This window comes from Pseudomonas sp. SCB32 (assembly GCF_009189165.1).
GTDB lineage: Bacteria > Pseudomonadota > Gammaproteobacteria > Pseudomonadales > Pseudomonadaceae > Pseudomonas.
The window spans coordinates 5,334,661-5,347,850 of the sequence record NZ_CP045118.1 but is presented as its reverse complement, the minus strand read 5'-3'; the positions used below and the strand labels follow the sequence as shown (position 1 = coordinate 5,347,850).

At 61.7% G+C, this 13,190-nt stretch carries 12 protein-coding genes; 10 read left to right on the top strand and 2 right to left on the bottom strand.

Features of this window, described 5'->3' with window-relative positions; translation table 11 throughout:
• Nucleotides 1–8: 8 nt before the first annotated feature.
• From GA645_RS24435 to GA645_RS24420, 4 genes are read left to right on the top strand one after another with little or no spacing between them, the layout of a single operon-like run.
• Entirely contained in the window at nucleotides 9–1,205 is a 1,197-nt protein-coding gene (locus GA645_RS24435) for a hypothetical protein (protein WP_152226252.1), read from the top strand.
• 43 nt (nucleotides 1,206–1,248) lie between these two features.
• On the top strand, nucleotides 1,249–1,851 hold the full coding sequence (gene cysC / locus GA645_RS24430) for an adenylyl-sulfate kinase (RefSeq protein WP_152226250.1): 603 nt from the start codon (nucleotides 1,249–1,251) through the stop codon (nucleotides 1,849–1,851).
• Nucleotides 1,848–2,870 (top strand): WavE lipopolysaccharide synthesis family protein, encoded by a 1,023-nt coding sequence (locus tag GA645_RS24425; protein ID WP_152226248.1) that lies wholly within the window; start codon nucleotides 1,848–1,850, stop codon nucleotides 2,868–2,870. Before cysC ends, GA645_RS24425 begins: the two co-directional genes overlap by 4 nt.
• A 59-nt stretch (nucleotides 2,871–2,929) precedes the next feature.
• A complete protein-coding gene (locus GA645_RS24420; protein WP_218572340.1) occupies nucleotides 2,930–4,039 on the top strand; it encodes a glycosyltransferase in 1,110 nt (369 codons plus the stop codon).
• 60 nt (nucleotides 4,040–4,099) lie between these two features.
• Here the strand turns inward: GA645_RS24420 and GA645_RS24415 are convergent, their stop codons facing one another.
• Both GA645_RS24415 and GA645_RS24410 read right to left on the bottom strand, forming a co-directional pair.
• Nucleotides 4,100–5,575: an APC family permease gene (locus GA645_RS24415; RefSeq protein WP_152226247.1), complete on the bottom strand. Its 1,476-nt coding sequence runs from the start codon at nucleotides 5,573–5,575 to the stop codon at nucleotides 4,100–4,102.
• 130 nt (nucleotides 5,576–5,705) lie between these two features.
• Complete coding sequence (locus GA645_RS24410; protein ID WP_152226245.1) at nucleotides 5,706–7,199, bottom strand: aldehyde dehydrogenase; 1,494 nt, start codon at nucleotides 7,197–7,199, stop codon at nucleotides 5,706–5,708.
• Between the two features lie 302 nt (nucleotides 7,200–7,501).
• On the opposite strand from GA645_RS24410, the gene GA645_RS24405 reads away from it, so the two are divergent.
• The 6 genes from GA645_RS24405 to wecC all read left to right on the top strand — a co-directional run bounded on the left by GA645_RS24405 (nucleotide 7,502) and on the right by wecC (nucleotide 13,180).
• Nucleotides 7,502–8,248 (top strand): FadR/GntR family transcriptional regulator, encoded by a 747-nt coding sequence (locus GA645_RS24405; protein WP_256676014.1) that lies wholly within the window; start codon nucleotides 7,502–7,504, stop codon nucleotides 8,246–8,248.
• 119 nt (nucleotides 8,249–8,367) lie between these two features.
• Entirely contained in the window at nucleotides 8,368–9,123 is a 756-nt protein-coding gene (locus GA645_RS24400) for a cache domain-containing protein (protein WP_152226243.1), read from the top strand.
• Between the two features lie 61 nt (nucleotides 9,124–9,184).
• Nucleotides 9,185–9,856 carry a YceH family protein gene (locus GA645_RS24395; protein ID WP_152226241.1) on the top strand — a complete coding sequence of 224 codons (672 nt, stop codon included), beginning with the start codon at nucleotides 9,185–9,187 and terminating at the stop codon, nucleotides 9,854–9,856.
• Between the two features lie 110 nt (nucleotides 9,857–9,966).
• Nucleotides 9,967–10,269 carry a hypothetical protein gene (locus GA645_RS24390; protein ID WP_152226239.1) on the top strand — a complete coding sequence of 101 codons (303 nt, stop codon included), beginning with the start codon at nucleotides 9,967–9,969 and terminating at the stop codon, nucleotides 10,267–10,269.
• 521 nt (nucleotides 10,270–10,790) lie between these two features.
• Entirely contained in the window at nucleotides 10,791–11,945 is a 1,155-nt protein-coding gene (wecB, locus tag GA645_RS24385; protein WP_152226237.1) for a non-hydrolyzing UDP-N-acetylglucosamine 2-epimerase, read from the top strand.
• Entirely contained in the window at nucleotides 11,942–13,180 is a 1,239-nt protein-coding gene (gene wecC / locus GA645_RS24380) for a UDP-N-acetyl-D-mannosamine dehydrogenase (protein WP_152226235.1), read from the top strand. Before wecB ends, wecC begins: the two co-directional genes overlap by 4 nt.
• Nucleotides 13,181–13,190 lie beyond the last annotated feature (10 nt).

The following is a 13,190-nucleotide window of genomic DNA, read 5'->3' as shown; positions in this document are numbered from 1 at the left end:
GGATAACCATGGATAAGAAAATCACTTGGCTCAATGTGACGGGATGCCCGCGCAGCGGCACTACGGCATTGGGTTCGGCCCTGAATAAAAGCCAGAGCATCGCAGTTTTGCATGAGCATTACCCTGGGGATTTCTTTGGTTCGATAGAGACGCTGTTCCTGAACCAGGATTTCCACGATTCACTGGGAAATGGCCACAGTTATGAAGACTCGATCATCAATCGTGAGCGCGACTGTCTGCCAATCATCGAGGCGATATTCTCCACAACGTTCAGGAAATCCCCTTCCGTCGTGGGGACCAAGTTTCCGGGATTGCAGCGCTGGGAACAGCCGGCATATCCCGCGGGTTTGGAAACGCGCGAGATCAACATCATCCGCAATCCTGTTGCCGTGGTGAACTCCTATACGGTCAAGGATGATGGAACGCTGTCAGAGGACCCTGAGCATGCATTCTGCGACTGGCTGAACTCCTTCAACTACGCGATCAGTCGGCGGCAGAGCGAGGACTTCCTTTGGTTGCTTTACGAAGGATTCCGACTGAACGAGAACCAGGTCATCGGTGAGCGAGTCGCTGAATTCCTGCAGATCGAGGCCGACTTCGACATGGCGGAGATTGGTTTTGCTGGCAGGAAGGCCGAGCCGGCGTTCATCGAAAACCCAACAGGGCAACGCACATTCGACGCGATGGACCAGCTGTTTGACCTGGAGAACTGGCCCGCCGATGTTGAGGCAAAGATGGCTGCGGGCAAGCTCGTCGGCTATCCCTTGGCTGCGGGTGAGAAGATTGATCTGGCGATCCAGGGCAATGCTTGGAAGTACGTGTTCGATGGCTTCTTCGCGCCCGAACAGGATGGTTCCTGGACGCGGGGCAGCACGTGCACTCTCTGCTTTACGCCCGATAAAGAACTGTCCGGGCGTTTGCGCACGACATTGAATATCTCCTGGAGCCTGGAGCTTCAGGACGTCGGAACAAGCTTCAGCCTATTCCTGGACGACATTCTGATCGGCAGCACAACACTTCTGCTTGGAAAGTCCAATGGAGGATCGAATCTGGTCATCTTCGACTCGCCGGAGTTTATCCAGAGGACGAAGTCGATAACGCTGACAATCATCGTCGATAACCCCAGGAACCCGGCAGCTTTGGGGCTCTCAGGGGATAATCGCGATCTTGGCATCATGATTCGTTCCATCGATTTTGCCTGCTGACAGATGAGAGCGTTGTTCGCTGGACAGGAAGAGGGAGGCAGGTATGTCGGCTGAGCTGAAGAGCCATGTGCGTTGGCATGAGCAGCAAGTGACTACACAAATGCGCTCAGGGGTCATGCGGCAGAAGGGTGCCTGTATCTGGTTCACCGGCCTTTCCGGCTCGGGGAAATCAACGCTCGCCAATGCGTTGGATGTGGCACTTCACGAGGCTGGAAAGAAAACCTACCTGCTCGATGGCGATAATATTCGTCATGGATTGTGCCGGGATCTGGGAATGTCGGAGGCTGAGCGCTCGGAGAATATCCGCCGCGCAGGCGAAACGGCGAAACTGATGGTGGATGCCGGACTGGTCGTGCTGTGCGCATTCATTTCGCCCTATTGCCGTGATCGCGAGCGCGTGCGTGCTCTGTTCGAGCCTGCGCAGTTCGTCGAAGTCTACGTATCCACTCCCCTGGATCAGTGTGAGCAGCGCGATCCGAAAGGGCTCTATAGCAAGGCGAGGCAGGGGCTGATCAGCAGCTTCACGGGGCTCGACTCTCCGTATGAGGCTCCGTCCGCTCCGGACTTCATTATCGACACGAGTGCTGAGCACCTGCAGGTCTCCGTGCACCGGCTTTTGCACTTCTGCGGAGAGCTGATCGGATGACCAGTGCTCTCTGCTCTCGGGATATATCGGTTGTCATTCAGGGGCCGACATTCAACGGTCAGGTGAATATCGCGCAAGAAGCCATTGGCTCCGTCCTGAAGTACTTGCCGGAAGCAGAAGTCATTCTTTCAACCCATGATGACGAGCCGCGGATTGACTGCGATGAGGTCATCGTTGTTCGCGCTAAATCTTCGCGCCATTTTACGGACGTCAATGGCAACCGGAATAATGTCAACAAGCTGATATCGTCAGTGATGTGCGGCCTTGAGCGCGTCAGTCGGGAGTACTGCATCAAGCTGCGAACCGATCACCTCCTGACCAGTGACGCCATCGTCGAGCGCATCCGCACGCTTGCCAGCAATGACACCCCGGCAGCGCTGTTTACTCGCCGGATAGCGGTTTCCAACCTGTTTCTGCGTAACCCTTGCAAAATTCCTTACTTGTTCCATCTGACCGATACGCTGCAGTTCGGTCGAACCGAGGATCTGCGTAAGCTCTGGGATATCGGCCCGTTGCCCGATGACTTCATATTTCTCCCCGGCGGACCTCGTACCAATCCAATTGGCACCTTCCAGGGCTATACCTCATTTCGTCTACTGCCTGAGCAAGCGATTTTCCTGCGCTTTGCCCAGCGCAATGGTCTGAACGTCGATCTGGAGCACATCTCACATACCAGCTACAGGCTATTCAACGCCTGGGAGGATCTGCTGGTGGAGAATTTCGAACTCTACGATTGGCAAAATCTTGGAGTTGCCCCCCCCAAGCGGTTCCTCAGTGCGCCCTATGCACCGACCTCGTTGATGACTGAGCTGGACCTGCAAACGCTGCGCACAGAGCGCACTTCCTCCGAGAGGGCGCTTCGCTATGCGGACGTGCTGATCAACAAGTACTTGCTGTGCTGGTTCCATCGGCACTGGCTGGTTTCGGTGGGCTCACTGGTGCTTTTCTCTCTGTCGTCCAGGTTTGCAATGACCATTCGAGATCTGTATCGGCGGGTCAGTGGAGCAGGGCGGCTCTGATCGATGTGTTCAGCAGCAGGGGGCAACAACTTGCTCCGAAGGCGTGAGGGGCGATTACCGTGAAGGTCCTGCACTTCTACAAGACCTTCGGGCTTGAGCAGTTTGGCGGGGTAGAGATGTTCATTCGGCACCTGACCCACGCCACTGCAACCCAGGGTTGCGAGAACACCGTACTCTCGCTGGCCAGGGAGCCAATGAAGCCGGTAACCACCTCCAGCTTCCGGCTGGTGCAGGCCAAGCAGGATCTGCACATCGCCTCCACCGGGTTTTCCTGGTCCGCGCTGGGCGCATTCGCGCGCCTGGCGAAGCAGGCTGACGTTATCCACTACCATTTCCCTTGGCCGTTCATGGATCTGGTGCATCTGCTAAAGGGGCTGGGCAAGCCCAGTGTGGTGACCTATCACTCGGACATCGTGCGGCAAAAGGCCTTGTTGCGGCTCTACCTGCCGTTGATGAAGGCCTTCCTGGGGCGGGTGGACTCCATTGCCACCACCAGTCCGAACTACCTGGAAAGTTCGACGGTGCTCAGGCGCTACGGGCAGAAGGCCTGCTCTATCCCTATCGGCCTGGAGCAGGACCTTTATCCTCGACCCGACGTTACCGAGGTCGCGAAGCTGCATAGTCGTTATGGCGAGCGCTTTTTCTTGTTCGTGGGCGTACTGCGCTACTACAAGGGCCTTCACTATCTGCTCGAAGCGATGAAGTTTGCCCCGTGGCCGCTGCTTATCGCCGGCGCCGGACCGATGGAGCGCGAGCTGAAGCAGATCGCCGTGGAAAATGATCTGAGGAATGTGCATTTCCTCGGGCAGGTCAGTGAGCAGGAAAAGATCGATCTGATGTGGGCCAGCTATGGCGTGATCTTTCCTTCGCACTTGCGCTCGGAGGCATTTGGCATCGGACTCCTTGAAGGGGCGATGCTGGGCAAGCCGCTGATCTGTAGCGAGATCGGTACTGGCACCAGCTTCATCAACCAGCACGAGGAGACCGGCATCGTCGTGCCTCCCGCCGATGCCGCGGCGTTGCGCCAGGCGATGCAGGCTCTGTGGGACAATCCGGCGCTGGCCGAGCGATACGGACTGGCCGCGCGGGCCCGATTCCTGGGGACCTTTACCGCCCAGGGAATGGGAGAGGCCTACGCCGATCTCTATGCTCGAGTAGCGGGGCGATAGCCTACTGCAGACACAAAAACGCCCGGCATCCTACCGGGCGTTTTCGTTTCGCTTTGACGCTTATTGCTGATGCAGTTTCCACGCATCCCCATGGGGTGCAGTGCCCTTGTCGTACGGGCGGAACAGGGTCATGTAGGCTAGCCCCAGCGCGATCACGATGCCGCCTACCAGGATGATCCCGTAGTTCAGGTACCAGGGGGCATCCGGTGTACGCGGCCAGGACATGTTGACGATCGCCAGCACGCCGTAGGTCAGTGCAAGGACGTTCACGATCCAGCCCCATTTGCCCAAGGTGAAGGCGCCACTCGGCTTCCAGCCGCGAGCACGGGCGAACAGGGCGCCGCTGACGATCATCTGGAACGACAGGTAGATACCGATGGCGGCGAAGCTCACCACCATGGAGATCGCGTTCTGCAGATAGAAGCCGGCGCAGACGATCACAGCCGGGATCACCCCGCAGGCGATCAGCGCGGCGGTTGGCACGTGGGTGTTGGGCGACAGGCGCTTGAGCACACCGCTGCCCATCACCATCTCGTCGCGGGCGTAGGAGTACAGCAGGCGGCTGGCAGCGGCCTGCAGGCTGAGCACGCAGGAAACGAAGGAGACGATGATCACCGCCATCACCAGGCGCGCGCCGGTCACGCCGAAGGCGTTGTCGAGGATGGTGGTCATCGGGTCCTTGTCCGCGCCGGAGATCACCGCCTGCATGTCCGGTACCGCGAGGATCAGCGCCAGGGCGGCGAAGATGGCCGCGCCGCCGCCGATCCAGATGGTCATGCGCATGGCCTTGGGAATCCGGCGGCTGGGGTTCGGGGTTTCCTCGGCGACGTCACCGCAGGCCTCGAAGCCGTAGTAGAGGAACATGCCGGCGAGCGAGGCGGTGAGGAAGGCCGGCCAGTAGCTGCCGTCGATGCGGATGTCGAAGGTGTTGAACAGCACCGAGAACGGCTGGTGGCGTTCGAACACCAGCAGGTAGGTGCCGATCACCAGCGCGCCGAGCAGTTCGCAGATGAAACCGAACATCGCCACGCGGGCCAGCAGCTTGGTGCCGGACAGGTTCAGCAGGGTGGCGATCACCGTCAGCGCCAGGGCGACCAGGGTGTTGGCCACCGGGGTGGACTCGAAGCCAAGCAGGGTGGCGATGTACGGGCCGGCGCCCAGGGCGACGGCGGCGATGGTCACGCACAGCGACACTGAGTAGATCCAGCCGACCATCCAGGCCCAGCGCTTGCCCACCAGGCGTCGCGCCCAGGGGTAGACGCCGCCGGAGATGGGGAACTGCGAGACCACTTCGCAGAAGATCAGGCACACCAGCAACTGGCCGATGCCCACCAGCAGGTAGGACCAGAACATCGGCGGGCCGCCGGCGGCCAGGCACAGGCCGAACAGGGTGTACACGCCGACCACCGGCGAGAGGTAGGTGAAGCCCAGGGCGAAGTTCTGCCACAGGCTCATGCTGCGTTCGAAATTGGAGGTGTAGCCCAGCGCGCGGAGTTGTTCCGCGTCGCGGTCCAGGGGCTGGATCGAGCTGTTCATCGTGGGTTTCCTGTTTGAGGTTTTCGCGTCGACATCCCGGCAATCGGTGCAACGGAAAGCGTTGTTGTTATTGTTCGGCGCGCGGACCTGGCCGCGCGCCGTCTTCCTTCAAACCTCAGGCCCTGGTCGGTTACAGCTTGATCCAGGTGGCTTTGAGCTCGGTGTACTTGTCGAAGGCGTGCAGCGACTTGTCGCGACCGTTGCCCGACTGCTTGAAGCCGCCGAAGGGCGCGGTCATGTCGCCGCCGTCGTACATGTTCACCCACACGCTGCCGGCGCGCAGGGCGCGAGCGGTGAGGTGGGCCTTGGAGATGTCGCTGGTCCATACCGCGGCGGCCAGACCGTACGGGGTGTCGTTGGCAATGCGCACGGCTTCCTCGGCGTCCTCGAACTCGATGACCGAGAGCACCGGGCCGAAGATTTCTTCACGGGCGATGCGCATGGCATTGCTCACGCCGTCGAACAGGGTCGGCTCGACGTAAGTGCCGCCGGTTTCCTCCAGCACGCGCTTGCCGCCGGTGAGGATCTTCGCGCCTTCGTCCTGGCCGGCCTGGATGTAGCCCAGCACCTGCTCCAGCTGGCGACCGTCCACCAGGGCGCCGACGTTGGTTTCCGGGTCCAGCGGGTGGCCGGCTTTCCAGCCCTTCAGCGCTTCGACCACCAGCGGAACGAACTTCGCCTTGATCGACTTCTGCACCAGCAGGCGCGAGCCAGCGGTGCACACTTCGCCCTGGTTGAAGGCGATGGCGGCGGCGGCGGATTCGGCGGCAGCCTGCAGGTCCGGGGCGTCTTCGAAGACGATGTTCGGGCTCTTGCCGCCGGCTTCCAGCCAGACGCGCTTCATGTTCGATTCACCGGCATAGACCATCAGCTGCTTGGCGATTTTGGTCGAACCGGTGAACACCACGGTGTCCACATCCATGTGCAGGGACAGGGCCTTGCCGACGGTGTGGCCGTAGCCCGGCAGCACGTTCAGCACGCCGGCCGGCAGGCCTGCCTCGAGGGCCAGTTGGGCGATGCGGATGGCGGTCAGCGGCGAGCGCTCGGAGGGCTTGAGGATCACCGAGTTGCCGGTGGCCAGCGCCGGACCGAGTTTCCATGCGGCCATCATCAGCGGGAAGTTCCACGGCACGATGGCGGCGACTACGCCTACCGGCTCGCGGGTGACCAGGCCGAGCTGGTCATGGGAGGTGGCGGCCACTTCGTCGTAGACCTTGTCGATGGCCTCGCCGCTCCAGCGCAGGGAGTCGGCAGCGCCCGGCAGGTCGACGTTCAGCGAGTCGCCGATGGGCTTGCCCATGTCCAGGGTTTCCAGCAGCGCCAGTTCCTCGGCGTGCTCTTCGAGCAAGGCGGCGAAGCGGATCATCACGGCCTTGCGTGCGGCTGGCGCTTCACGCGACCAGACTCCGGAGTCGAAGGTGGCGCGGGCGCTCTGCACAGCGCGCTCGGCATCGGCGGCATCGCAACTGGTGACCTTGGCCAGCAGGCGGCCGTCCACCGGGCTGATGCAGTCGAAGGTGTCGCCGGAGGCGGCGGCAAGGTACTCGCCTTGGATGAAGGCGCGGCCTTCGATCTTCAGGGTCTTGGCGCGGGCTTCCCAATCGGCGCGGGTTGGCTGGCTCATCTGTATCGCTCCTCGTTCTAGCTGTTGTTGGCGGAGGCGGCTCGAGGGCCGTCACTGGCAAATACATTTGAAACCATATCTTATGATTCTGCCGTTGCCAATACAGGTTGAAAAATGAGCGTTTGAACGGGGTTTTTTTGTTGAAAGGCCTTGCTGGGAGTCCGGAAAGCGATTTAAAAATATGGAGACATAGTTTTGAGCGAAGCCGCAGCCCGGCTGCCGGTAGACTTCGCCATCAACGCCGGAACAGGAATATTTCGCGCAGGAAGCGTCCGCCTCGAGCGCCCCTCGCACTGCTGCCTATGAACGAATTCAGGAAAGTCCGCCCCGCCAGTTTCATGCGTCTGCGCCAGGAAGGGCGCACCGAAGAGGTTGCGCGCCGGCTGGTGGAAATGGTCGATCTCGGCCTCTACGCCGAGGGGGAGCAACTGCCCAGCGAAAGCGAGCTGGCGATGCAGTTCGGCGTCGCCACCGTGACCCTGCGCGATGCTCTGGCAGAGCTGCGCGAGCGTGGCGTGATCGAGACCCGGCGCGGGCGCAATGGCGGCAGCTTCGTCTGCTCGCCGCAGCGCACATCGGAGGATGCGCTGCTCGGCCAGCTGCGCCAGATGAGTGCGCTGGAATTGCGTGACCTGGGCGACGAGCACGTCGCCATCGCTGGTGCCGCCGCGCGCTTGGCTGCCCAGCGCTCGACGCCCGATGAACTTGCGCGCATTGCCCAGTACCTCGACGCTCTGGCGAGCGCCACCACGCGCCAGGAACAGCGCCGCGCCGATGCGCGCTTCCATATCGAGATCGCCGTTGCCGCCCAGTCCGTGCGCCTCACCCACGCGGAAACGCGCCTGCAGGCGGAGATCGGCGAATGGTTGTGGTTGCCGGTGGACGGCTTTCCTGGAGCTGCGACCATCGAACAGGAACACCGCGCCATTCTCGAAGCGATCACGGCAGGAGACTCGAACCTGGCCGGCGCGCTGGCGGAAGCCCACGTCACCCGCGGCATCAAACGCCTGATCAACCTTCGCCTGAGCCTGCTGGCCGACGACGGCTGAGTGGCACAGTGCTTGCTGCTTTCCCGGCGCGTCCGGACGGGCGCATGCGATGACTCACCGAACAGACACGCGGGCCTCTCTGGCCTGCGCGATAACAAGAACAGCGAGGACCCCCGGTCATGTCCAGCGAGCAACCCACGGATGAACTCCAGCGCTGTGCACAGCGCATCGACGCTTCCATCCGTAACGTTTTCCTGCGCCTCGACGAGCTGGCCGGCGAGGTCGTGGCGATCTGGCGCGAGCTGGCGAAGGAGGGCAAGCGTCCGTCCTCGAAGGACCTAGGTGCGCTGCGCCCGCGCATCCAGCACGACCTCACCGCTGATGGCACACGCCTGCACGGCACCGGTGTAGTGATCGAGCCGGGCGAGTTGGCTGATCAGGAGATGTACCTGGAGTGGTGGTATCACGGCCGCGGCGACAAGGTCGTGCCCATGAGTCTGAACTTCAACCGGCGCAGCGAGAACTTCTACAACTACCTCAACATGCCCTGGTTCTCCCGCCCGCGCACCAGCGGCTTGCCCTCGGTGGTCGGGCCCTTCGTCGACCTCTACGGTACCGATCTGTACATCCTCGCCTTCTCCGTGCCGATCCAGGTGGACGGCCGCTTCATTGGCGTTGCCGCCGCCGACATCGCATTGCACGAGTTCGAGGGCGTACTGCTGGGCAGTCTGATGCAGATGGGTCATGAAGCCCTGGTGGTCAACGGAGAGGGCCGTGTAGTCGCGGCGAACACCGCCAACTGGTTCACCGGCGATCTCGCCCGTCGCACCCTCGGCCGCGATGCGCAGGGGCGCGAGCAGGAGCTGGCCGAGTCCTTCTCCCATTGGGCGGTCATCGAGCGACCGCTGAGCCGCCGTCTGGCCGGCGCTGCCTGAGGCTGCCAAACGCTGCGCAATTGGCTAGGCTAGGGCGGTTCCTCCATTGACGGATACCGCCATGAGCCAGTCGCTCGACACCCTTTCCGACTTCGAACCGCTCAGCGCAGTGGATGCCCGCGTTCTCGGATGCCTGATCGAGAAACAGGTCACTACTCCGGAAACCTACCCGCTGACCCTCAACGCCCTGGTCACCGCCTGCAACCAGAAGACCAGCCGCGACCCGGTGATGAACCTCACCCCCGGCCAGGTCGGCCAGTCCCTGCGCCACCTCGAAGGGCGCGAGATGACCCGACTGGTCATGGGCAGTCGCGCCGACCGCTGGGAACAGCGGCTGGACAAGGCGCTGGAGTTGGTGAAGCCGCAGGTCATCCTGCTCGGCCTGCTGTTCCTGCGAGGCCCGCAGACTCTCAACGAACTGCTGACCCGCAGCCAGCGCATGCACGATTTTGACGACACCGAGGAAGTCCGCCACCAGCTCGAACGTCTCGCCGCGCGTGGCATGGCTGTGCAATTGGAACGCCAGAGCGGCCAGCGCGAAGACCGCTACATGCATCTGCTGGGTACCGAGGAAGACCGTGCGGCCGCCATCGTCGCCAGCGGTAGCCGCGCTTCGAGTGAGCGCAGCGACGGTGGTGGGTACGACGAAGGCCGTCTGGTCGAACTGGAGGCCCGCATCGCCGCCCTGGAAGAGCGTCTCGCCCTGTTGGAGCTGGGCGTCTCGCGGGACTGACTCAGGCGTTCCTCGCTGGCCGGCCGCCCCGCCGGCCAGCTGCCCCTAATCGAGCGTTAACATTCGTCGTCGATAGTCACGACTCCGCCCGCGTTGATCCGGAGTCCACCATGAGTCGCCCTTTCTCCCAGGCCCAGCTGCGCGCCGTGCTCAGCCAGCTTTCGGAAACCGACTCGAAAAGCGTGAACGATCTGAGCGGCAGCCGCGAGAGAAACCTGTTGGTCATTCGGGAACTGTTCCGACAGGGACTGATCGGTGGTGTCCTGATCGATGACCCGTTTGGCGCAAAAGACAATGGCGGCCCGTTGCTCTACAGTGCGGAGCGATTACGTATTCGCCGGCGGCAGGGGGAGGCCGCTGTCAATGTAGCGGCTGACGAGCACTTGCCTGTATGGGGAGCGTTGCTGGTCTAGTTTCCCATTACTCGCGTTTCTTCCCGCCGCTCATGTCACCTGCATATTTGCCGAGGCCCGCTCTTCCGACAGCGTTTGAATTAAGGGCTCGCGGCTTCTCTGGGAGGTGGCGAGGACAATGTTGCGCACCACCCTGGCCAGCTTCTGTCATCGCAATCTCCCACCCTCCCCATCTCGTTGGCTGACGCAGTCGGTATGGCTGTTCGTCTCTTGCCTGATGTCCCCATCTCATTGCTCTCATGACGTCCTTGCGCAAATCCGTATCAGAAAATCCTGTCGCAATCTGAAGGTTCTTGGTCGGTCAGGGGCGGTGTTCGCTGACAGATCTTTCGATCGAAAAAATCGACACTGCGCACCTCGTTTGCATGCCCGGATCGACTGGGTATGCGGTTCACGCGAGCGTTCCTCCCAATCCGCTTAACGGCATCGCTCCGCCTTGGAGTCTGTGTTCGTTCGTGATTGCGGCAGGCGTTGTGCGGGACGGAAGTTTCTATCAATTGACCGGGTGGAAGGTGCGTTCAATGCCGATCAAGGTTCTTAGCGTCTTTGGAACTCGTCCAGAGGCAATCAAGATGGCGCCGCTGGTCAAGGCATTGTCCGCTGACCCCCGCTTCGATGCCTGTGTCTGCGTGACCGGGCAGCACCGGCAGATGCTCGATCAGGTACTCGAACTGTTCGAACTGGTACCTGATTACGACCTTTCGATCATGAGGGCGGACCAGGGCCTGACCGATGTCACTACAGCCATCCTGCAGGGCTTGAAGCCCGTTCTCCGTGACTTCCAGCCGGATATTCTGCTGGTGCACGGTGACACCGCGACTACCTTCGCTGCCAGCCTTGCGGCGTATTACCAGCAAATTCCGGTGGGGCATGTGGAGGCCGGTCTGCGAACCTCCAACCTGTATTCGCCCTGGCCCGAGGAGGGGAACCGTCGGCTGACGGGAGCCCTGGCGACCATGCATTTCGCTCCTACCCAAGCGTCCCGGGACAACCTGCTGCGCGAGGGCGTGCCACCCAATCGGATTCACGTCACCGGCAATACAGTCATCGATGCGCTGCTGGACGTAGTGAAAAAGCTTGATTGCGGTGTGTCGGAGATACGAGCCCGCTTACAGGCGCAGTTCGCCTTCCTGCGATCGGAGCGCCGCATCGTTCTGGTGACCGGACATCGTCGTGAGAACTTCGGACGCGGTTTCGAAGAAATCTGTAAAGCGCTGGCAGCGACGGCGACGGCTTTCCCGGACCTCGACATCGTCTATCCGGTGCACCTCAATCCGAATGTGCGGGGGCCCGTCAATCGACTGCTGACGGGGATCGACAACATCCATCTGATCGAACCCCTGGACTATCTGCCGTTCGTTTACCTGATGAGCCGCTCGCACCTGATCCTCACCGATTCGGGAGGCATTCAAGAGGAAGCGCCTTCCCTGGGCAAGCCGGTGCTGGTCATGCGTGACACCACCGAGCGCCCCGAGGCGGTGGCGGCCGGCACCGTCAGGCTGGTCGGTGCCGAGGCCGAGAGCGTCTCGCGAAATCTCCATCAATTGCTGACTGATGACGCCGCCTATCGCGCCATGAGTTTTGCCCACAACCCCTACGGCGACGGCCATGCCTGCGAAAGAATCCTCGACGCGTTGGCCGGCCTGCGTAATGACAAATTGAAAGGTGCAGCATGAGCTTCACAAGGATTTCGGTGGTTGGTCTTGGCTACATTGGTCTCCCCACTGCGGCGGTGTTTGCCGCCCGCGGAAAGACGGTGATTGGCGTAGATGTCAATCGGCGCGCGGTGGAGACGATCAACCGTGGGGGCATCCATATCGTAGAGCCTGAACTCGATATGGTGGTGCACGCGGCGGTATCCGGCGGCTACCTGCGCGCCACGACGACTCCGGAGCCCGCGGACGCTTTCCTGATTGCTGTCCCGACGCCATTCAAGGATGGGCACGAGCCAGACCTGGGATACATCGAGCGCGCGAGCAGGGCCATTGCTCCCGTATTGAAGGCCGGGAATCTGGTCGTTCTCGAATCCACCTCTCCAGTCGGAGCCACCGAGCAGATGGCCCAGTGGCTGGCCGAAGGACGGCCGGACCTGACGTTCCCGTCCACCCACGGCGAGGCGTCGGACATTCGAATCGCCCATTGCCCAGAGCGGGTTCTGCCCGGACATGTGCTGCGTGAGTTGGTGGAGAACGACCGGATCATCGGTGGGCTGACGCCCAAATGTTCAGCGGCTGCGGTGCGCCTGTACAAGACCTTCGTCGAAGGGGAGTGCATCGTGACCGATGCTCGCACCGCGGAGATGTGCAAGCTGGCTGAGAACAGCTTCCGTGACGTGAACATCGCATTCGCCAATGAGCTGTCGATCATTTGCGACAAGCTGGGCATCGATGTCTGGGCGCTGATCCGTCTGGCCAACCACCACCCGCGAGTGAATATCCTCCGGCCCGGCCCGGGTGTTGGCGGCCACTGCATCGCGGTCGACCCCTGGTTCATCGTCAGCAGGACGCCCAATGAGGCGCGCCTGATCCGCTGTGCCCGCGAGGTCAACGATTACAAGCCCGAGCTCGTCGTCAGCAAGCTCAAGGCTGAAGCTGCGGCGCGTGACAGTCAGCAAATCTATTGCTTGGGGGCTGCCTTCAAGGCGGACATCGACGATCTGCGCGAGAGTCCTGCGTTGGGCATTGTCCAGCGGCTCCTTGATGAAGGGTTCGAGATCAAGCTGGTGGAGCCGAACATCGAAGAGGTGCCGGCTTCCCTTCGCAAGGATCGCTGCGAACTGGTGGGCTTCGATGAGTTTCTCGGGCAAGGACGCGATGCGTTGATCGCGGTGCTGGTTCCGCACAGGGAGTTCAGGGGGTCGGAGGTACTGCGGAGCCTGCGGCCCCTGGACTTCTGTGGCGCTCTCAACTGACTAGTACGTA